This is a genomic window from Gordonia shandongensis DSM 45094 (assembly GCF_000423025.1).
GTDB lineage: Bacteria > Actinomycetota > Actinomycetes > Mycobacteriales > Mycobacteriaceae > Gordonia > Gordonia shandongensis.
The window spans coordinates 101,999-122,574 of sequence record NZ_AUHE01000013.1 but is presented as its reverse complement, the minus strand read 5'-3'; the positions used below and the strand labels follow the sequence as shown (position 1 = coordinate 122,574).

Genomic DNA, 20,576 nt, shown 5'->3' with positions numbered 1-20,576 from the left:
AGACACCATCGATGCGGTCATCGCCGGCGTATGCCGCCACGATCCGCGCACGAAGGGAGAACGACGTGCTGATGCGGCCGTCGCCCGCCTGACCGGGGTGCCGTTCGTCTGCGCGTGCGAACGCGCCGACTGTGCGGCTGAGCTCTCCGATCACGATGTGGCCGCCCGGTGTGCGAGCATCGTCCTGCACGTCGTGGTCCGGAAAGAAACCCTCGACGGCTCCGCCGACACCCCCGCCGTATTGGACGGCCACGGGCCGATCTCTGCCGCCCACGTCCGAGACTTAGCGAAACGACCCGACGCGACGACTCGGGACCTCGACCTCGGGCAACTCCTGGACCGGACCGCGCAGCGAGGCAATCCATATCGGCCCACCGCCGCCCCCGAGGCGATGTGCGCGGGTTGTTCGGCACGTGCTCCTGGGTCGGCTGTGATCGACCGGCGTGGCGGTGCGATCTGGATCATGTCACCGAATACAACCACGCCGATCCGGGGTCGGGTGGGCCGACGTGTGCGTGCAACCTCAATCCCAAGTGCCGCTTCCACCACGGCCTGAAGACTCATACTCGCGGCTGGCTCGACGACCAGATCATCGACGCCCACGGCATCGTGTGGACCGAGATCACCACCCCGGAAGGCATCACCGTGCGCCGGCAGGCCGCCAACACCTGGCTCCTCCCCGAGCTCGGACTCCTGCCCTGCGACCACAGCGACCCGACCACCAGTGACCCCGCCAGCGCGACACGCCGAACAACCGGACACGCCGAGAATGCACCGAAACGCACTCGGACCCGTCTCGAGGCCAAACACCGATATCGGATGCAGCAACGGGCGATCAACCGCCGCCACCGCGAAACCGATCAAGCACTTGCCGCACTCGACGCCACCGACGACGGCCTGCCGCCGTTCTGACCCGACACGCCGAACCTGACGACACGCCGTGTTGCGCCGGAACGCATACCGACTTCACCGAAGGACGACCCGGTGGAGGCAGGGCCGGTCAGGCGAGATCGAAGCTGTGCGTGACGGCGCGGTTCCAGCCGGCGTAGAGACGGGCTCGCTCGTCATCACGCATCGACGGTTCCCAGCGACCTCCGCGCGCCCAGTTCTCCCGGATCTCCTCGACGTCCGACCAGTAGCCGACGGCGAGACCAGCGGCGTAGGCGGCCCCGAGTGCTGTGGTCTCGTTGACGACCGGCCGCACCACGGGGACACCGAGGATGTCGGCCTGGAACTGCATCAACAGCTCGTTCACCACCATTCCACCGTCCACCTTCAGCGTCTGCAGTCGGACGCCGGAGTCGGCTTCCATCGCCTCGATCACCTCGCGGGTCTGGTAGGCGCTGGCCTCCAGGACGGCGCGCGCCAGGTGGTGGCGGTCCGCGAACCGGGTGAGCCCGACGATGACCCCGCGCGCATCGGGTCGCCACCGTGGTGCGAACAGTCCGGAGAAGGCGGGAACCACGTACACGCCGCCGTTGTCGTCCACCCGTTGCGCCAGGGTCTCGATCTCGGCGGCGTCGGAGATCAAACCGAGATTGTCGCGGACCCACTGCACCAGCGATCCGGTGACGGCGATCGACCCCTCCAGCGCGTAGTGCGCGGGACCGCCGTCGAGCTGGTAACAGACGGTGGTGAGCAGGCCGTGGCGGCTCAGCACCGGCTCGGTCCCGGTGTTGAGAAGTAGGAAGTTGCCGGTTCCGTAGGTGTTCTTGGCCTCGCCGGGAGCCAGGCAGGCCTGACCGAACATGGCCGCCTGCTGATCGCCGAGAATTCCACCGAGAGGGACGTCGGGTAGCGACCCCGCCGTCCGGAGTTCGCCGAGCACCCCGGAACTGCTGCGGATCTCCGGGAGCATCGACATTGGGATGCCGAGGTCGGCGCAGATCTCCGGATCCCAGTCGAGGGTGCGCAAATCCATCAGGAGGGTGCGCGACGCGTTGGTGACGTCGGTGATGTGGAGTCCGCCGTCGACGCCGCCGGTCATGTTCCACGCCAGCCAGGTGTCGATGGTGCCGAACATCAGGTCGCCGGCCTCGGCGCGGGCGCGGACGCCCTCGACGTTGTCGAGGATCCACCGAGCCTTGAGACCGGAGAAATACGTCGACAGCGGGAGCCCCGTCCGTTCGCGATACCGATCGACACCGTCCGGATGGTCCCGGGCCAACTCCTGAGCGAGATCGTCGGTGCGGGTGTCCTGCCAGACGATCGCGTTGTACACCGGTTCGCCGGTGCTGCGATCCCAGATGACGGTGGTCTCGCGCTGGTTCGTGATCCCGCACGCCGCGATGGATTCGGGACTCAACTGCGCGTCGGCCAACGCTGCGGCGGCCACGCGACGAGTGTTGCGCCAGATCTCCCGCGGGTCGTGCTCCACCCATCCGGCGCGCGGAAAGATCTGCCGGTGCTCCAACTGCTCGCTGACGACCACCGACCCGGCGCGGTCGAAGATCATCGCCCTGGTGGAGGTGGTTCCCTGATCGATGGCTGCGACGAATTCGGCATGCGGATTCACGGTGTCAAGTCTGGCATGCCACGGAGTTACTCTCGGGTAGTCTTGCGAAATATGGAGAGCGAGTTCAATCCGGACCGGCCTGCGGACCTGGGGCCCGCCTACCGCGCGGAGGCGTGGCGACGGCTGGGCAGCGAACAGTTCGACATCGTGGTCGTCGGCGGCGGGGTGGTCGGAGTCGGCGCGGCCCTGGACGCCGCCACCCGCGGTCTGCGCGTCGCCCTCGTCGAGGCCCGCGACATCGCGTCGGGAACCTCCAGCCGCTCGTCGAAGATGTTCCACGGCGGACTTCGCTACCTCGAGCAGTTCGAGTTCGGTCTCGTCCGCGAGGCGCTCCGTGAACGGGAGCTGTCGTTGCGGCTGCTCGCCCCGCACCTGGTGAAACCGCTGCCCTTCCTCGCGCCTCTCACACGGCGCTTCTGGGAACGCCCCTACATGGCCGCCGGCCTGTTCCTGTACGACCGGATGGGCGGCGCCAAATCGGTGCCCGGTCAGCGGCACGTGTCACGGTCCGGTGCGCTCCGCGTGGCTCCGGGCCTCAAACGCAGTTCGCTCATCGGCGGCATCCGGTACTACGACACAGTGGTCGACGACGCTCGACACAGTCTCACGCTCGCCCGCACCGCCTCCCAGTACGGCGCCGTCATCCGCACGTCCACCCAGGCCGTCGGCTTCCTCACCGAAGCCGACCGGGTGATGGGCGTGGTGGTCCGCGACAGTGAGACCGGCGAGACCACCGAAGTCCGCGGTCACTGCGTGATCAATGCCGCGGGCGTGTGGACCGATGAGGTCCAGGCGCTGTCGCACCAGCGCGGTCACTTCACCGTCCGGGCGTCCAAGGGCGTGCACATCGTCGTTCCGCGCGACCGGATCGTCAGCGAGACCGCGATCATCCTGCGGACGTCCAGCTCAGTGCTCTTCGTGATCCCGTGGGAGACGCACTGGATCATCGGCACCACAGACACCGATTGGAACCTCGACCTCGCGCACCCCGCGGCGACGCGCCGCGACATCGACTACATCCTCGATCGCGTCAACGAAGAACTCGTCAGCCCGCTCACCTACGACGACATCGAGGGCGTGTACGCCGGTCTGCGTCCGCTGCTCGCCGGGGAGGACGATCAGACGTCGTCGCTGTCCCGCGAGCACGCGGTCGCCGTCGTCGCGCCCGGACTCGTGTCGATCGCCGGCGGCAAATACACGACCTACCGGGTGATGGGCGCCGACGCGGTCGATGCGTGCAACGACTTCATCCCGACCCGGGTGGCGCCGTCCATCACCGAGCGGGTGCCGCTGCTGGGCGCCGACGGATACTTCGCGCTCATCAACCAGTGCGAACACCTCGGGGAGCGGTTCGGACTGCATCCCTACCGGATCCGCAGGCTGCTCAACCGCTACGGCTCGCTGCTCGACGACGTGCTGTACTTCGCCGACGCCGACGAATCGTTGCTCGACCCGCTGACTGCGGCACCGCAGTACCTGCGAGCCGAGATCGTCTACGCCGTCTGGTCGGAAGGCGCACTGCACGTCGAGGACGTGCTCGCGCGGCGAACCCGCATCGCGATCGAATACAGCCACCGGGGTGTGGACTGCGCCCGCGAGGTCGCCGAACTGATGGCCCCCGTCCTCGGTTGGGATGAGGAGACCGTCACCTGGGAGGTCGAGAACTACACGGCCCGCGTGGAGGCCGAGGTCGCCTCGCAACGTCAGCCCGACGACGAGTCCGCCGACGCACTGCGCGCCGCGGCACCCGAGGCGCGTCGACAGATCCTCGAACCGGTGCCCGTCCCCGAGCCCTGAGCAGGGTCACAGACCAAAGTCCCTGGCGGACACCGGTGCTCCGCAGCAGACTGGGGGCATGAGCGACGCCGTGGAACGACTGACCGACGACCAGTGCTGGGAACTGCTGGAAGGCAGCGTGTTCGGCCGATTGGCGCTGTGCGTCGACGGACAGCCCGAGATCTTTCCGCTGAACGTGTACGTGGCGGACGGTCGGATCCTGCTGCGGACCGCGGAGGGCACCAAACTGACGCAGCTCGGCGTCAACGACCGGGCGGTGTTCGAGACCGATGCCTTCACCAGCCACGTCGGGTGGAGCGTCGTGGCCAAGGGCCGCGCGCGCGTGCTGACCGAGAGCGTCGAGATCGACGCGGCGGCCGCGACGCCCCTGCACCCGTGGGTCCCGATGGGACAGAGCCACTACGTCGAGATCGAGGTCGACGAGGTCTCCGGACGACGTTTCGCATTCGGTCCGGACACGGCGGGCGCCGCCGTCTGACGCGCGGCCGTCGGCGACTCAGTCCATCGACGGACCACGGCGCATGCGGATGCCGCGCGGGGTGGTCGAGAAGCCGGCGGCCACCAGCAGCCGGCCCAGGTCGGTGCGCCTCACCGGTTCGGCGTCCACCCGATCGATGTGAAGTCGATCGATCCGCCCGTCGACCACCGCATCGTGCACGGCCTGCGCGGCGGCCTCGAGGATCGACTCGTCGCCGGTGAACGTGAGGATCGTCTTGCCTCCGCGCTCGACGAACACCGCGGGTACGCCCGCCACGAGGACCACCACGGCGCCCGCCTTGCGGCCCGGACGATGCCCCGAGTCGACCGTCCGCTCAGGCCACGGCAACGCCTCGCCGTACGGATTCGCCGGATCGGTGGCCGCCAACACCACGGCCTCGCGGTGTCGATCGCGGGGGACGGTCGCCGCCGCCCGCAGCACGTCGACCGTGTGACCGGGCGCGAACTGCGCGCCGCCGAGACCGTCGATGAAGTAGCCGCGACGGACGCGGCCGCCGTCCTCGAACACGGTGAGCGCCCGATAGACGGTCGAGAACCCGCCGTCGACGTCCTCGCCGGCCACCCCGCCGCGGGTGACGACACCGTGGCGATCCAACAAGACCTCGCAGGTCGCGGCGGCAGCGGCGGTCGGTTCGACCACCGTGCGTCGGATCGCCGACCACCGTCCGCCCACGCGAGCAGGCACCCGAGGACCCGCCGCATCGGCACCGGCCAGATACCGGGCGGAGAGCCGGGCGCCGCGAAGTCGAGTGGAGTGTGGGCGAGCGGGGCGCGAGCGGCCGCGGTGAGGCGGGTCGCGCAGGGCGCGAACCACCGAGAACGAGTCGTTCGTCAGACGACCCGACCACACCAGATCCCACACCGCGTCCGCCAGGGCCGGGTCGGTTCCTGCGGAGTCGGCCAGCTCACGGAACCGGAGGGCCCCGGTATCGCCGAGGGCGTCGAGCACCGCGGCCTGCAGGCCGGCCGGCTCCCCGCCGCGGGGTGGACCCGGCTCCCCGCCACGGGGTGGTCGCAGCGTCAACGGGGCCGACTCGGCGGGATGCATGGCGATCCAACCGTCGTCCGGACCGATGGCTCCATGCCCGGACCAGACGACCTCGCCGGACGCGGTGAGCTCGTCGAGCATCTCCGGTCGGTAGTCGGCCACGCGGGCGGGCAGCACCAGGGTCTCCCACGCCGATGCGGGCACCGGACGCCCCGCCAACTGCTCGATCACCGTGAGCACGCCGGGAGTGCCCCGCAGGCGCGGCCGCCCGGTGACGCGGTGCCAGTCGAGCAGAAAACGGGCGTACGCCTCGCCGGGCACCGGTTCCACGTCGGCTCGGCCCGCGGCGAGCGATCCCCGACGCAGCTGTGCCAGAACGTCGGCGTGACACCACTGGGGCTCGTCGGCGGTGAACCGTCCCTCGACGACCGCGCGCCGCCCCGCCAGGTCGGCGAGAGCCCGGGCGACCACCGCGGGTGCCATCGGCAGATCGGCGGCCGCCGCCGCGACGGTGAACGGCCCGTGGGTTCGCGCGTACCGGTGCACGAGATCGCCGACCGGGTCGGCGACCGGTTCGGCGAATGCCGACGGGATGCCGGACGGCAGGGCGACGCCCAGTCCGTCGCGGAGACGGGCCGCATCGTCGACGGCAGCGAGCACCGTTCGGCCACCCACCGTCACCTCGATGACCTGCCCGTCGTCGATCAACGATGCCGCGATGTCCGAGGCTCTCTCGTCGGCGGAATCGTCGAATCGCGCGGTCACCTCGTCGACGGTGCACGGCCCGAGGCGACGGAGCAGATCCACCACGTCCTGGCGGTCGCGGGCCCGACGGTCGGGTGCGGTCGCCTGGAGTCGGGCCACCACGTCGGCGACGACGGTCGGGTCGAGCAGTTCGCGCAGATCCACCCGACCCAGCAGCTGCGCGAGCAGCGCGGTGTCGAGCGAGAGCGCGGTCGCCCGGCGCTCGGCCAGCGGGGTGTCGCCGTCGTAGATGAACGTGCCGACATAGCCGAGCATCATCGCCGCGGCGAACGGCGACGGCCCCGTCGTCTCGACCTCCGTCACCTCGATCGTGCGGTCGGCGAGGCCCGTCAGGACGTCGGTGAGCGCGGGCAGGTCGTAGACGTCGGAGAGGCACTCGCGGACCGCTTCGAGGATGATCGGGAAGTCGCCGAAGCGGGCGGCGACCGCGAGCAGCTGGGCGCTGCGCTGACGCTGCTGCCACAGTGGTGCGCGTCGGCCGGGATCGCGCCGCGGCAGCAGCAGCGCCCGCGCCGCGCACTCCCGGAACCGTGCCGCGAACAGGGCCGAGCCCGCCAGCGCATCGGTCACCTCGTGCTCGATGAGGGCCGGGTCGATGACGAACACCTCGGCGCCCGGCGGGACGTCATCGGTGTCCGGGAGTCGGACGATGATGCCGTCGTCGGTGGCCGTCGTGGCACCGTCGAGCCCCAACCGGTCGGCGAGCCGGGCGGCCACGGCGCTCGCCCACGGCGCGTGGACCCGCAGACCGTACGGCGAGTGCATGATGATCCGCCAGTCGCCGAGCTCGTCGCGGAACCGCTCGACGACGAGCCGCCGGTCGGTGGGGACGGTCCCGGTGGCGGCACGCTGGTCGGCGATGAGTGAGGACAGGTTGGCGAGCGCACCGTCGGAGAGCCCGACGTCCGCGGCCATCGCGGCCAACGGTTCGGGGTCGTCGGCCGCGCCGAGGAACCGGCCGATCGCCGCACCGAGTTCGGCCGGCCTGCCCTGGGAGTCGCCGATCCAGAACGGGAGCCGACCGGGCATACCGGACGCCGGTGAGACCAGGACGCGGTCGTGCGTGATCTGCTCGATCCGCCAGCTCGACGCCCCGAGCGCGAAGACGTCGCCGACCCGTGACTCGTAGACCATCTCCTCGTCGAGCTCGCCCACGCGACGCGGCTGCCCCGAGTCGTCGGTGGCGGCCAGAAAGACCCCGAACAGACCGCGGTCGGGGATCGTGCCGCCGGAGGTGACGGCCAGGCGCAGTGTGCCGCGCCGGGCACGCAGGACGCCCGCGGTGCGGTCGTAGTCGACGCGGGCGCGCAGTTCGCCGAACTCGTCGGACGGGTACCGGCCGGAGATCAGGTCGAGGACCGCGTCGTAGACGTCGCGCGTGAGGGTGCGGTACGGCAGGGCGCGTCGCACCACGTCGAACCAGTGGTCCACCGCCACGTCGTCGACGGCGGTCGCGGCGATCGTCTGCTGGGCGAGAACGTCGAGCGGACCGACCGGCACGGAGATCGCCTCGATCTCACCGCGTCGCATCCGTGCGGCGGTCACCGCGGCGTCGAGCAGATCGGTCCGGGTCTTGGGGAACACGACGCCGCGACTGACCTCGCCGACACGGTGGCCCGCACGCCCGATCCGTTGGAGACCCGACGCCACCGAGGGTGGCGACTCCACCTGGATCACCAGATCGACCGACCCCATGTCGATGCCGAGTTCCAGGGAACTGGTCGCCACGACGCACCGCAGGCGCCCCGACTTCAGATCGTCCTCGATCTCGGCGCGCCGACGATGGCTCACCGAACCGTGATGGGCCCGGGCGAGGACGGCGGGCGCGCCGCCGACATCGCCGCTGCCCGAGACGAAGGCGGGCATCCCGCCGGGGACCGCGGGATTCGGCGCATCGCCGTCGAACGGGACGCCGGCGCGCCGGGCGGCGATCTCGTTGAGCCTCGAGGTGAGCCGTTCGGCGAGCCGACGCGAGTTCGCGAACACGATCGTCGAGCGGTTCTGCTCGACGAGATCGACGATCGCCGCCTCGACATGCGGCCACAACGAGCCCGCGGTCGGTGAGAGGGCGTCGTCGGGTTCGCCGGCGTCGGGCGCGGGCGGTGGAATGTCGGTCATGTCGTCGACCGGGACGTCGACCCGCAGGTCGAGAGTCGAATCGACGGCGGGCGTCACGAGGGTGCACGGCGCCGATCCGGTGAGAAAGTCGCCGACCAGGTCGGTGGGACGGACGGTGGCCGACAGTCCGATGCGCTGCGCGGGCCGGTCCACCAACTCGTCGAGGCGTTCGAGGGACAGGGCCAGGTGGGTTCCGCGTTTGGTGCCGGCGACGGCGTGGACCTCGTCGACGATGACGGTGGTGACCGTGCTCAACGTGTCGCGGACCGCCGAGGTCAGCATCAGGTACACCGATTCGGGGGTGGTGATGAGAATGTCCGGCGGACGCGTCCGCAGTCGCCGGCGGTCGGCCGGCGGGGTGTCGCCGGTGCGGACGCCGACGGTGACCTCCGGCGCCGAGACACCGAGGGTCTCGGCGGCCTCGCGGATGCCCGCGAGGGGCGCCGACAGATTCCGTTCGACGTCGACGGCCAACGCCTTGAGCGGCGAGATGTACAGGATGCGGACGCCGGGCGTCGGCGCGGTGTCGCCGGAGAGCCGCTCGCGGTGCAGCGAGTCGAGGGCCCACAGGAACGCGGCGAGCGTCTTCCCCGACCCCGTCGGCGCGACGACCAGGGTGTGATCGCCGCGGGCGATCGACGTCCAGGCCTGCTCCTGGGCCGGTGTGGCCGCACCGAAGGCGTCGTCGAACCAGCGGGCGGTCGCCGGGTGCATGCTCCGCAGGATCGAGCCAGACGTCATCAGTCCATTCAAACGCACGGCACCGACACCGCGGGTCTGCGCGGTAGAGTCGAACCGTCGATTCGGCTAACCCGGTGAGAATCCGGAACGGTCGCGCCACTGTGACGCGTGTTCGAGCGAGCACGCGGAGTTCAGACAGCCGGGTCGACGAGTCCCTCGACGATGCCGGACGCACGATCCGGCCGAGCTGTAAGGATCATCATCGATGACTGCATCCACCGCGCGCTCCCTGCGCACCTCCTCTCTGGCCGTGCCGACGCTGTCGGCGGCCGGCACCGCGCTCTGGCTCACCGCCACCGTCCTCCTGGCCGCCCTGGCCTACTACTTCCTCGGCTATGACCAGGGGGCCGTCTCCGTGTTCGGCAGCGACACGCACGTCCACGAGTTCGTGCACGACGCCCGCCACTTCCTCGGCTTCCCCTGCCACTGAGACTTCGGAGGACAACAGAACATGGAGCGAAAGTTCACCGCCGCAGGCCTGCTCGCAGGTCTGGTGGCCGGAATCGTGACGTTCGTGTACGCCCGGATCTTCATCGAACCGCAAGTCGCTCGGGCCATCGACTACGAAGACGTCCGCTCGGACGCGGAAGCCGCGCTCACCGGGCAGGCCGAGCACGAACACGAGGTGTTCACCCGATCGGTTCAGGAGAACATCGGCGCCGGTGTGGGGACCGTGGTCTTCGCACTCGCGATCGGCGCGTTCTTCGCCGTGGCGTTCACCCTCGCGTGGGCGTACGTCGGACGCCGCCGCGACGACCTCGATCCCCGGATCGTGGCCGTCGCGGTGGGGGCCGTGGGATTCATCGCCGTGATCGGCGTCCCGTACTTCGTGTACCCGCCGAATCCGCCGGCCGTGGGCGAGGAGGACACCATCGGCGCACGGTCCGGGGCGTATCTCACGCTCACCGTGGTCTCGGTGGTGCTCGCGGTCGCGGTCGCGATCGCGGCATCCCGGTCGGCGCGTCGCATCCCGCCGCTGTGGGCGACACTCGGTGCGGCCGTCGTCTACCTGGTGGGCGTGACCGTGACCGCGCTGCTTCTGCCCGACTTCCGCGAAGTGCCGGGACCCGTCATGGACGGTGACCGGATCGTCGCGCCCGGTTTCCCGGGGCAGGTGGTCGCCGACTTCCGCATCTACGCGGTCGGTGGTCAGGTGGTGTTGTGGACGGTGCTGACCGTCGTGTTCGTCGCCGCGCTGACGGTGCTGATGCGACGCGCCGCGACGCGAACGGAGGCGCCGTCGGCCCGCGTCGACGCGTGAGAGTGCGCATCGTCGTCGCCGCCCGCACGGCCCCCAACCGGGACGTGCGGTTCGGCGGCGAGCGGAGCGGACTCGACGAGCGAGGCCGCCGCGATGCGGCGGCTCTCGCCGTCGACCTGTCCGCCGACCGCCCGCAGGGGGTCGCCGATCGCTTGATCGCCGGCCCGGAGAAGTCGGTGCGGGAGACCGCCGACCACGTCGACCGGACCGGGTCGCGGGCGGCGTACGAGGTGGTCGAGCAGCTGGCGAGCCTCGACGTCGGGCGATGGGCGGGCCGGACGCCCGCCGAGGTCGATCCGCGGGAGCTGGCCGCGTGGTTCGGCGACGTCGACTGGCGCGGTCACGGCGGCGAGAGCGTTCGGGAGTTCGTCCGCCGGATCGAGGTGGCCGTCGACGCGCTGGCGGATGCGGAGCCGGTCGACGCGACGCTGGTCCTCGCCGGACCCGTGGCACAGGCCGTGCTGTGCGACGACGCGGTGGGGTTCTTCGCCTGCGAGGTCCGGCCGGCGTCGATGCACCGGATCGAGGTCGTGCGGCGGACCTTCCGCGGATGATCGTGTGCCGTTACGCTACCGTCAGAACCGAAGTGAAACATGTTCCAATTTTGGAGGCTCGATGTTCGAGTGGTCTGACGAAGACTTGATGGTCCGGGATGCCGTTCGCGGCTTCATCGACAAGGAGGTGCGGCCGAACCTCGACGCCCTGGAGTCCGGTGAGCTTCCGCCGTACGACATCCTGCGGTCGATGCTGGCGGCGTTCGGCATGGACACGATGAACGCCGAGCGGCTGGAGGCAGACCTCGCTGCCGAGGAGGCCGGCGAGCAGAAGAAGGGCGGCGGCTCGAACGCTCTCGCCGACTCGATGTTCCTCATCCTCAACATGGAGATGGCGGGCGTCAGCCTGGGCCTCATCGCCTCGATGGGCGTCTCCATGGGACTGACGGTCTCGACGATCCGCAGCCGCGGCACGCTGGCGCAGAAGCGCCGCTGGCTGCCGGGACTGGTCACCATGGAGAAGGTCGGCGCCTGGGCCATCACCGAGCCCGACAGCGGTTCCGATGCGCTCGGCGGCATGAAGACCACGGTCAAACGCGACGGTGACGACTACATCCTCACCGGCAACAAGACCTTCATCACCAACGGTCCCTACGCCGACACGATCGTGGTGTTCGCGAAACTCGACGAGGGCGACGGCACCCCGATGCGCGAGCGCAAGGTGCTGACCTTCGTCCTGGACGCCGGGATGGAGGGGCTGACCCTCGGCAAGCCGTTCAAGAAGATGGGCATGATGAGCTCGCCGACCGGCGAACTGTTCTTCGACAACGTCCGCATCACCAAGGACCGGCTCCTCGGCGAGACGGAGGACACCGGTTCGGATCGTCGCGGCGGCGACAGTGCCAAGGCCGGATTCACCGCCGAACGGATCGGCATCGCGGCGCTGTCCTTGGGCATCATCAACGAGTGCCAGCGACTGTCGATCGACTACGCCAAATCCCGCACCCTGTGGGGGCAGGAGATCGGGCGCTTCCAGCTCATCCAGCTCAAGCTCGCCGAGATGGAGGTCGCACGGCTGAACGTGCAGAACATGCTGTTCGTCGCGATGGAGGCCGCCAAGGCCGGCAAGCCGCCGACTCTCGCGCAGGCCTCGGCGATGAAGCTGTACTCGTCGCGGGCCGCCACCGAGGTCGCGATGGAGGCGGTCCAGCTCTTCGGCGGGAACGGCTACATGGCCGAGTACCGCGTCGAGCAGCTCGCGCGTGACGCCAAGTCGTTGATGATCTACGCGGGCTCCAACGAGATCCAGGTGACGCACGTCGCCAAGGGGCTGTTGGCCGACTGACCGGACGGGGTCAGGCGACGGACTCGGTCACGGTCGTCTCGGCGGACGTGTACTGCAGACAGTCGTCGACGACCTCACCCTTGCGGAGCTGCTTGACGTCGGCGGACACCGCCATCGTCATGGTCCAGGGCGCAGTGGTGCCCTGGACCGGCAGCCGGTCCAGGGCGCGTTTGACGTATCCGGCGCCGAAGTCGAGCAGCGGTCGCGTCTGCATGCCGGTCGGCGGGATCGCGCGGACCGAGGTGTAGGAGTTCTCGTCCATGTGCGTGAGCATGCGGCAGAAGTACTCGCAGATCAGACCGATCTTCAAGGTCCACGACGAGTTGGTGTAGCCGATCGCCAGTACCCAGTTGGGGACGGTCGAGAGCATCACGCCGCGGTAGGCGACGGTCTCGGTGAGATCGATCGGCTCGCCGTCGCGACGCAGTTCCATCCCGCCGAACAGCTGCAGGTTGAGTCCGGTGGCGGTGACGATGATGTCGGCCTCGATCAGCTCGCCGGACTCGAGTTCGATCCCGTTCTCGACGAAGCGCTTGATGCGACCGGTCTCGATGGACGCCGATCCCGCCCGGAGCGCCTTGAACAGGTCGCCGTCGGGGACGACGCACAGGCGCTGATCCCACGGGTTGTACGGCGGATTGAAGTGCGTGTCGAGGTCGAAGTCCCGGGGCAGGAGGGCGGCGTTGGTGCCGCGGATCACCTTGCGGGCGGCGCCGGGGAATCGCTGGCAGAACTGGTAGACGAACTTCTGCTGCAGGATGTTCTTGCGGCGGCTGAGCTTGTAGCCGCGTTCGGCGCCCAGCGTCTTCTTGAGGACGTTGGCGATCATGTCCTCCCGGGGGAGCGGGATGACGTAGGTCGGGGTGCGCTGCAACATGGTGACGTGCTCGGCCTCGCCGGCCATCGACGGCACCAGGGTCACGGCGGTGGCGCCGGACCCGATCACCACGACCTTCTTGCCTGCGTAATCGAGGTCCTCGGGCCAGTGCTGCGGGTGTACGACCTGACCGGTGAACGACTCGCGGCCGGCGAATTCGGGGGTGAAGCCCTCGTCGTAGTTGTAGTAGCCGGTGCCGGCGAACACCCAGCGGGTCCGCACGGTGGACGTCTCGCCGGTGTCGGTGTGCCGGACCGTCAGCGTCCACAGCTGGTCGGCCTCCGACCAGTCGGCGGCCACGGCGCGGCGGCGGAAGGCGATCTTCGATTCGAGCCGGTCGTCGGCGACGGCCTCGTGCAGGTAGTCGAGGATGCGGGGGGCGTCGGCGATGGCCTGCGGATCGCGCCAGGGCTTGAACTCGTAGCCGAAGGTGTTGAGGTCCGAGTCGGAGCGGATTCCGGGGTAGCGGAACAGATCCCAGGTGCCGCCGATGGAGTCGCGTGACTCGAGGATGGCGAACGCCTTCCCGGGGTGTTCGGTGGTGAGGTAGTGGGCGGCGCCGATGCCGGAGATGCCGGCGCCGAGGATGACGACGTCGAGCGGTTGGTCGGTGAGAATCGCGTCGGTGGTCATGCGGTGATCCGTTCGTCGGTGTGGACTGAAGATGTTGATATCAATGATCGTTGTCATTGTCGTATCGATGCAAGGGTGAAGTGAACCTGATTGAATGCATTCATGGTTCATAATGAACATCGTGACTTCGCCTGTAGTTCGTGAACCCAGTCCCGACGTCGCCGACCTGATCCGCTCCGGCGTCGAGATCGTGCTGGCCGCGCCCCCGGAATGGGCCGCCGATCTCAACCGTGCGGTCATGAGCCCGTCGGGGATGGCGCCGATCGTGGCCGATGAGCGACTGCTCGAGATCGCCCTCCAGATCAATGCGGGGAATCTGGCGCACTGGGCGCAGAGCAATCTCGACGCGCCCGGAGACCGGGTGAGTGTCAACGTCACCGAGCAGACCACCGCGTTCATCAGGGAGTTGGTGCGCCGCGGATTCGACGCCGGCGCCCTCGACTCGTTCCGCACCGCACAGAACGTCGCGTGGCAGATCTGGATGCAGATCTGCTTCGGTCTCACCACCGATGCGGTCCTCTTGCGCGAACTTCTCGAGGTCACGTCGGCATCCATCGCGACGTTCATCGACGACACCGTCGCCGAACTCGCCCGCCAGCTCGGCGTGGCCCGCGCCGAACTGGCCGGCGACACTCACGCCCAACGCCGCGCGGCCGTGGCGCTCATCCTCGAGGGAGCGCCGATCTCGCCGGCGCGGGCGAGCGACCAGCTCCGGTACTCCATCGACGGCCCCCACACGGCGATGATCCTCTCCGGCGACGTCGACATGCCGCCCGACGAGCTCGAAACGGCGTGCGAGGCCGTGATGATCGCCTCGGGGGTCCAACGGCGCCTGACGGTGCTCGCGGGCGCGGCCGAACTGTGGGTGTGGGTGCCGACCGCGCAACTCGTCGTCGACCCGGCACTGGCCGCGCACCCGGAGGTCCGAGTGGTCGCGGGATCGCCCGGCGTAGGACGGGAAGGCTTCCGACGCAGTCACTTCCAAGCTCTCGAATGTCGGAGTCTGCTGTCGCAGATGGGATCGAGTGCGCGATTCGCGGTGTACGACGATCTGCGGCTGCTGTCGGCGATGAGCGAAGATCGGAAGCGCGTCGACGAGTTCGTCCACGAGGCGCTCGGAGACCTCGCGACCGCCGACCCGGTGCTGCACGAGACGATGCGCATCTGGATGGCGGAACAGTGCAACGCCGCCGCCGCTGCGGCCCGGCTCTACACCCACCGCAACACCGTCGTTCGCCGGATCGCCCGCGCTCAGGAACTGCTCCCGGCCCCGCTGTCGTCCAGCTCCGCCGCCGTCGCCGCCGCATTGGACATCGTCCGGTGGCGACGATGAATCAGGCGCGCGCAGCCTCCGGTTCGGGGTCGGGACGCGATGACTCCCCGAGACTCACGGCGACGGCGCGGGTGAACTCGGCGTCGATCTCCGGGTCGTGACGCCGCGTCAGGAGGCTGACGATCACGGCGACGAGTGTGCTCGCGACGACACCGGGGATGATCTCGTACACGGTCTCGTGAATCGGGAACTGGCCCCAGACATATGCCACCGATGCCCCGGTGACGATGCCCGCCAGCGCGCCGGCCACCGTCATCGCACGCCAGTACAGGCACAGGACCACCGCGGGACCGAACGCTGAGCCGAAGCCGGCCCAGGCGAATGCCACCAACGCCAGGATGCTGTTCGACGGCGAGAGGGCGAGCAGTGCGGCGATCACGGCGATGGCGAGCACACCGAGTCGGCCGAATCGGACGAACATCGCCTCGGTGAGGTTGCGGCCGTGGGAGGTCTTCTCGGCCACCAGTTTGTACAGGTCCTCGACCAGCGCTGACGAGCACACGACGAGTTGTGAGGAGATGGTCGACATGATCGCGGCCAATACCGCGGCGAGGACCAACCCGGCGATGAACGGGTGGAACAGCAGGCGCGACAGAACGAGGAAGATCGTCTCGGGATCACTCGGCTGGTGTCCGGCGTTCGCGGCGTCGGCGAAATAGGCGATCCCGACGAGCGATGTGCCGACCGCTCCGACGGCGCACAGGAACATCCAGCCGATGCCGATCCGGCGAGCGATGCCGGCCTCACCGGGGGTTCGCAGCGCCATGAAGCGCACGAGGATGTGGGGTTGACCGAAGTACCCGAGGCCCCAGGCAACGGCCGAGACGATGCCCATGACGGTGCTGCCGCTGATGAAACTCAGGGCGTCGCGGTTCCCGGCGCGGACGCCGTCGACTGCGGCTCCGATCCCGCCGAGATCGATGATCCCGATGATCGGGACGGCCAACAGTGCGACGACGACGAGTAGGCCCTGGGCTACATCGGTGAGCGACGCGCCGAGGAAGCCGCCGAACAGGGTGTAGATCATCGTGATGGCGGCGACGATGAGCATGCCCACCGTGTAGTTCACGCCGAAGGAGCTCTCGAAGAACTTGCCCGAGGCGACCATCCCGCTCGAGACGTAGAAGGTGAAGAACACCAGAATCACCACGCCGCAGGTGATGCGGAGCAGTCGTGACCGGTCGCGCAACCGGAACTCCAGGAAGCTGGGAATCGTGATCGCGTTGCCGGCGACCTCCGTGTACGCCCGCAGCCGTGGTGCGACCAGCTTCCAGTTCGCCCAGGCCCCCACCAGCAGGCCGATCATGATCCACGACTGTGACAGTCCGGAGAGATAGACGGCGCCCGGCAGACCCATCAGCAACCAGCCGGACATGTCCGATGCGCCTGCGCTGAGTGCGGCGACCCAGGGCTTGAGTCCGCGGCCGGCGAGCATGTAGTCGTCGAGGCTGTCGCGGGTGCGACGGAAGGCGTAGAACCCGATGCCGAGCATCGCGGCGAAGTAGAGGCCGACGGCGGTCAATTGAGCGACTCTGTCAGCGGTGTCGACGTCCATCGGCATGCCTCCCGGTTACCACTGCGGCCAGTGCTGATTCTTGTTCGAGATCCACTGCCAGTTCGCGGAATGCGCGGACCTCGTTGCCGAATCGATGCACGGTCATCGACACCGACTGCTCGACGAGCCAATTGCGCAGTTCCACACGGCCCGAAGCGGTGACCGCGTCGTCGAGCAGCGTCACTTCCCGATGGCGTGCGAGTAGACCCCGGAGGCGGTCGGAGAGCGTCGTCGCCGAGCGGATGCGTGGCATTCCGCTGCTCCGCATCACGGTGACGAACTCCGCGTCGTCGCATGATGCCGCGACGGTCACACCGGCGTGCGACGCCGCATCGAGAACGAGGTCGACGTCTGGCCGCAAGACGGGTTCGGGGACGATCAGCATCGTGGCTCCACTGCGGAGGCCCGCCGCGACCAGCCGGGCGATGTCGGCGGGCTCCGAGTCGGCCGTCACCCGCAGTGTGACGCCGGTCGGGCGGTAACGAAAGATGTTGGCCTCGGCCACCAGGCCCGTCTCATCGCGGGGGACGCCGAACTCGGAGGCCCACGCGTGGTCGTCATCGGCGGCCGCCGCACGCAGCCACTCGGCACGTGCGGCGGGAAGACCCGCGGCGACGGTGTCGACGAATGCGGCGACAGCGGGCACGCGCGGTGGCGTCGGTGGACCGGTCGTCGGCCGATGCACCGGATCGTCGACCCACGAACCCATTTGCATGAGGTAGTTCGGCCCGCCCGCCTTCGAGCCGAGGCCCACCGAGGACCGCTTCCAGCCGCCGAACGGCTGCCGCCGGACGATGGCGCCGGTGATCCCTCGGTTGACGTAGAGGTTGCCGGCCTCGGCGCGGTCCAGCCAGGCCCGCACCTCGCGGGGATCCAGGGAGTGCAGACCCGCGGTGAGGCCGAAGCCCACGTCGTTCTGCAGGCGCAGCGCATCATCGAGATCGTCGGCCCGCATGAGTCCGAGAACCGGGCCGAAACATTCCGTGTGGTGGAAGAACGATCCCGGCGCCACGCCGTCCTTGATTCCCGGTGACCACAGGCGTCCCGCGTCGTCGAGTCGTCGCGGCTCGAGCAGCCAGCGTTCGCCGGGCTCCACCGTGGTCAGGGCGCGCATCAGTTTCGTCGAGGGCAGCTCGGTGAGGGGGCCGACCGTCGCGGCGAGGTCGGTCGGAGGTCCGACGACCAGCGATGAGGCCGCGTCCACCAGTTGTCGACGGAAGCGCTGCGACTCGTATGCACGACCGACGAGGATCCCCAGCGACGCCGCCGAGCACTTCTGTCCGGCGTGCCCGAAGGCGCTGTCGACCAGATCGGCGATCGCCAGGTCGCGGTCCGCGGAGGGGGTGATGACGAGCGCGTTCTTCCCCGAGGTCTCGGCGTTGATCTTCAGCGACGGCCGCCATGACGCGAACAGCGCCGCCGTCTGGGATGAACCGGTGAGCAGAACACGATCGACGTTCGGATGCTCGATGAGGGCACGGCCGGCCGGACCTTCATCGGGGAAGACGCCCTGGCACGCGTCGCGCGGGACTCCCGCATCCCACAGGGCTTCCAGAATCGCCATCGAGCAGCGCGGTGTGGGGACCGACGGCTTGTGAATCACCGCCGCTCCGGCCGCGAGTGCGGCGAAGGTGCCGCCCGCTGGGATCGCGATCGGAAAATTCCACGGCGGCGTCACGACGATCACCTCGTCGGGGATGAATCGGGCGCCCTCGACGCCGTCGAGGGCGAGTGCCCGATGCGCATAGTAGCGGGCGAAGTCGATCGCCTCGGAGATCTCCGGGTCCGATTGGGACACCGACTTTCCCGCCTCGGCGGCGGCCAAGGAGATCAGATGGCCCCGTCGCCGGGCGAGGATCTCGGCGGTGCGATAGAGCAGCGTGGAACGCTCGGCGGCGGAGCGTGCCCGCCACTCGACCGCGGCGGCGCGGGCGCGGGACACGACGATGTCCACTTCATCGCGGGACACGGCGGGCGGTACCGGTTGGGATTCGAGCCAGCCCGGGGTCGAGGCGCGCGCGATCGCCTCGCGTGCCCACCGCTGGTTCGCAGGCAGTGCGGGGTCGGTGTCGGGCTCATTGGCGAAGGCGGGCAGGGGAGTGGAGATCGGCGGCACCGGTGTCTCCTCCCCGGCGGCGCGGTCCTGGCTGCGGGCGGGGCCGGGTGCGTCGTCGCCGTCGCGTCCGATCGTCTCCTCGAGGATCCGGACCGATGCCGCGAATCGGCCGGCCTCCCGCCGAAACACCTCGCTGTCGCCGGTCAGCTGGAAGATCCCCGACATGAAGTTCTCGTCTGCGGCGTTCTCCTCGAGGCGCCGGACCAGGTAGGAGATCGCGACATCGAACTCCCGCGGGCGGACCGCGGGCACGTAGAGCAGGAGCCGTCCGACGTCGCCGGAGATCGCCGCGGCATGCTGCGTGGCCATTCCCTGCAGCATCTCGATCTCGACGCGGTCGGAAACCCCGCGTCGGCCCGCGAGCAGGTGAGCGAAGGCGATGTCGAACAGATTGTGCCCCGCGACGCCGACGCGGAGGCCGTGCATTCGGTCGGCGGTCAGCAGCCAGGTCAGCACGCGCTTGTAATTGGCGTCCGTCGCCGCTTTGGTCGGACAGGTGGCTCTCGGCCAGCCCGCGATCTCTGCATGCACGGTCTCCATCGCGAGGTTGGCGCCCTTGACGAGCCGGATCTTGATGTCGGGGCCGCCGGCGGCGGCCCGCGCGGCGGCGAACGCGGACAGCCGCTGTGCGGCACCGAGCGCGTCGGGGAGGTAGGCCTGCAGGACGATTCCCGCCTCGAGGCCGGCGAGGTCCGGTCGGCTCAGCAGCCGGGTGAAGACCGCGATGGTGAGCTCCAGATCGCGGTACTCCTCCATGTCGAGGTTGATGAACTTCTCGCCGCGGGGTGCCTGAGCGGCGTCGAGGTACAGCGGGACGAGTCGGTCGACGACATGACGGACCGTCTCGTCGAACGCCCACATCGACAGCTGTGAGACCACTGACGACACCTTGATCGACACGTAGTCCACGTCATCGCGGGCCAGCAGGCGGCGGGCGTCGGCCAGACGGTTGTCGGCCTCGTCGTCTCCGAGGACCGCCTCGCCGAGCGGATTGATGTTGAGTCGATGCCCGCCGGCGGTGAGTCGCGCGATGGCGGCGGTCAACGGCCGATCGCGTGCGTCGACGATCATGTGCCCGACCATCGTCCGCATGCGGGTCCGGGCTACGGGGACCACGACCCTCGGCATCATCCGCGCGAGTGCACCGCCGAGTCGGATCTGCGCTCGGTCGAGGAGTCCGAGGGCGTGGGGCACGGATGCGGCGATCTCGGTGAGCGCGGCGGCGGCCGCGGAGTCGTCCTCGGTGCCGATCACCCGGTCGATGAAGCCGACGGTGAAGTCGAGCCCCGCCGGGTCGGAGAGCACGGCGGCCAGCCGCCGTGCGGAAGGGTGCTGCTCGGACGGTGAGTGCTCGGCCGTGTTCAACCAATCGCGGACGAGCTGCTGCGAGTCGATCGCGAGGCCGGTCCATTCGGTGGCGCCGTCGACGCCGGGGGCGGTGGGCATGGTGTCAGTAGACGTCGAGTCGATCGGGACGATCATCGTCGGATCCCACGAACTGTGTCGAAGAACCTTGTGCGGAATTCCATATCGGGTGGAA

Annotated in this window: 13 protein-coding genes and 1 pseudogene; 9 read left to right on the top strand and 5 right to left on the bottom strand. The window is 69.2% G+C overall.

The window, feature by feature from the left end; all coding sequences use genetic code 11:
• Positions 1-7 precede the first annotated feature (7 nt).
• Together G528_RS18815 and G528_RS18810 are read left to right on the top strand one after the other, a co-directional pair.
• Positions 8-274: pseudogene (locus G528_RS18815) on the top strand (DUF222 domain-containing protein); the annotation flags it as partial.
• Positions 275-393: 119 nt separating this feature from the next.
• Complete coding sequence (locus G528_RS18810; RefSeq protein WP_026919230.1) at positions 394-912, top strand: hypothetical protein; 519 nt, start codon at positions 394-396, stop codon at positions 910-912.
• Between the two features lie 88 nt (positions 913-1,000).
• Here the strand turns inward: G528_RS18810 and glpK are convergent, their stop codons facing one another.
• Positions 1,001-2,515, bottom strand: coding sequence for a glycerol kinase GlpK (gene glpK / locus G528_RS0112255; RefSeq protein WP_026919229.1), 1,515 nt, complete (start codon positions 2,513-2,515; stop codon positions 1,001-1,003).
• Positions 2,516-2,566: 51 nt separating this feature from the next.
• On the opposite strand from glpK, the gene G528_RS0112250 reads away from it, so the two are divergent.
• Both G528_RS0112250 and G528_RS0112245 read left to right on the top strand, forming a co-directional pair.
• Complete coding sequence (locus tag G528_RS0112250; RefSeq protein ID WP_026919228.1) at positions 2,567-4,312, top strand: glycerol-3-phosphate dehydrogenase/oxidase; 1,746 nt, start codon at positions 2,567-2,569, stop codon at positions 4,310-4,312.
• 58 nt (positions 4,313-4,370) lie between these two features.
• On the top strand, positions 4,371-4,790 hold the full coding sequence (locus tag G528_RS0112245) for a pyridoxamine 5'-phosphate oxidase family protein (RefSeq protein WP_026919227.1): 420 nt from the start codon (positions 4,371-4,373) through the stop codon (positions 4,788-4,790).
• Positions 4,791-4,808: 18 nt separating this feature from the next.
• Here the strand turns inward: G528_RS0112245 and G528_RS0112240 are convergent, their stop codons facing one another.
• A complete protein-coding gene (locus G528_RS0112240; protein ID WP_026919226.1) occupies positions 4,809-9,422 on the bottom strand; it encodes an ATP-dependent helicase in 4,614 nt (1,537 codons plus the stop codon).
• 205 nt (positions 9,423-9,627) lie between these two features.
• Here G528_RS0112240 and G528_RS0112235 point away from each other — a divergent pair, with 205 nt between their 5' ends.
• The 4 genes from G528_RS0112235 (at position 9,628) to G528_RS0112220 (ending at position 12,522) form a co-directional block, all read left to right on the top strand.
• Entirely contained in the window at positions 9,628-9,852 is a 225-nt protein-coding gene (locus tag G528_RS0112235) for a CbtB domain-containing protein (RefSeq protein ID WP_026919225.1), read from the top strand.
• A 21-nt stretch (positions 9,853-9,873) separates the two neighbouring features.
• Complete coding sequence (locus G528_RS0112230) at positions 9,874-10,683, top strand: CbtA family protein (RefSeq protein WP_026919224.1); 810 nt, start codon at positions 9,874-9,876, stop codon at positions 10,681-10,683.
• Positions 10,680-11,237, top strand: a complete 558-nt coding sequence (locus G528_RS0112225; protein ID WP_342663119.1) for a histidine phosphatase family protein — start codon at positions 10,680-10,682, stop codon at positions 11,235-11,237. Before G528_RS0112230 ends, G528_RS0112225 begins: the two co-directional genes overlap by 4 nt.
• A gap of 61 nt (positions 11,238-11,298) precedes the next feature.
• Positions 11,299-12,522, top strand: coding sequence for an acyl-CoA dehydrogenase family protein (locus tag G528_RS0112220; RefSeq protein ID WP_026919222.1), 1,224 nt, complete (start codon positions 11,299-11,301; stop codon positions 12,520-12,522).
• Between the two features lie 10 nt (positions 12,523-12,532).
• Here the strand turns inward: G528_RS0112220 and G528_RS0112215 are convergent, their stop codons facing one another.
• Entirely contained in the window at positions 12,533-14,032 is a 1,500-nt protein-coding gene (locus G528_RS0112215) for a flavin-containing monooxygenase (RefSeq protein WP_026919221.1), read from the bottom strand.
• Between the two features lie 121 nt (positions 14,033-14,153).
• Between G528_RS0112215 and G528_RS0112210 the strand changes: the two genes are divergently transcribed.
• Positions 14,154-15,365, top strand: a complete 1,212-nt coding sequence (locus tag G528_RS0112210; RefSeq protein WP_026919220.1) for a PucR family transcriptional regulator — start codon at positions 14,154-14,156, stop codon at positions 15,363-15,365.
• Position 15,366: 1 nt separating this feature from the next.
• Here G528_RS0112210 and putP read toward each other — a convergent pair whose 3' ends face one another.
• Together putP and G528_RS17400 are read right to left on the bottom strand one after the other, a co-directional pair.
• Positions 15,367-16,920 (bottom strand): sodium/proline symporter PutP, encoded by a 1,554-nt coding sequence (gene putP, locus G528_RS0112205; RefSeq protein ID WP_026919219.1) that lies wholly within the window; start codon positions 16,918-16,920, stop codon positions 15,367-15,369.
• Positions 16,901-20,482 (bottom strand): proline dehydrogenase family protein, encoded by a 3,582-nt coding sequence (locus tag G528_RS17400; RefSeq protein WP_084638192.1) that lies wholly within the window; start codon positions 20,480-20,482, stop codon positions 16,901-16,903. The genes putP and G528_RS17400 overlap by 20 nt, the downstream gene beginning before the upstream one ends.
• Positions 20,483-20,576 lie beyond the last annotated feature (94 nt).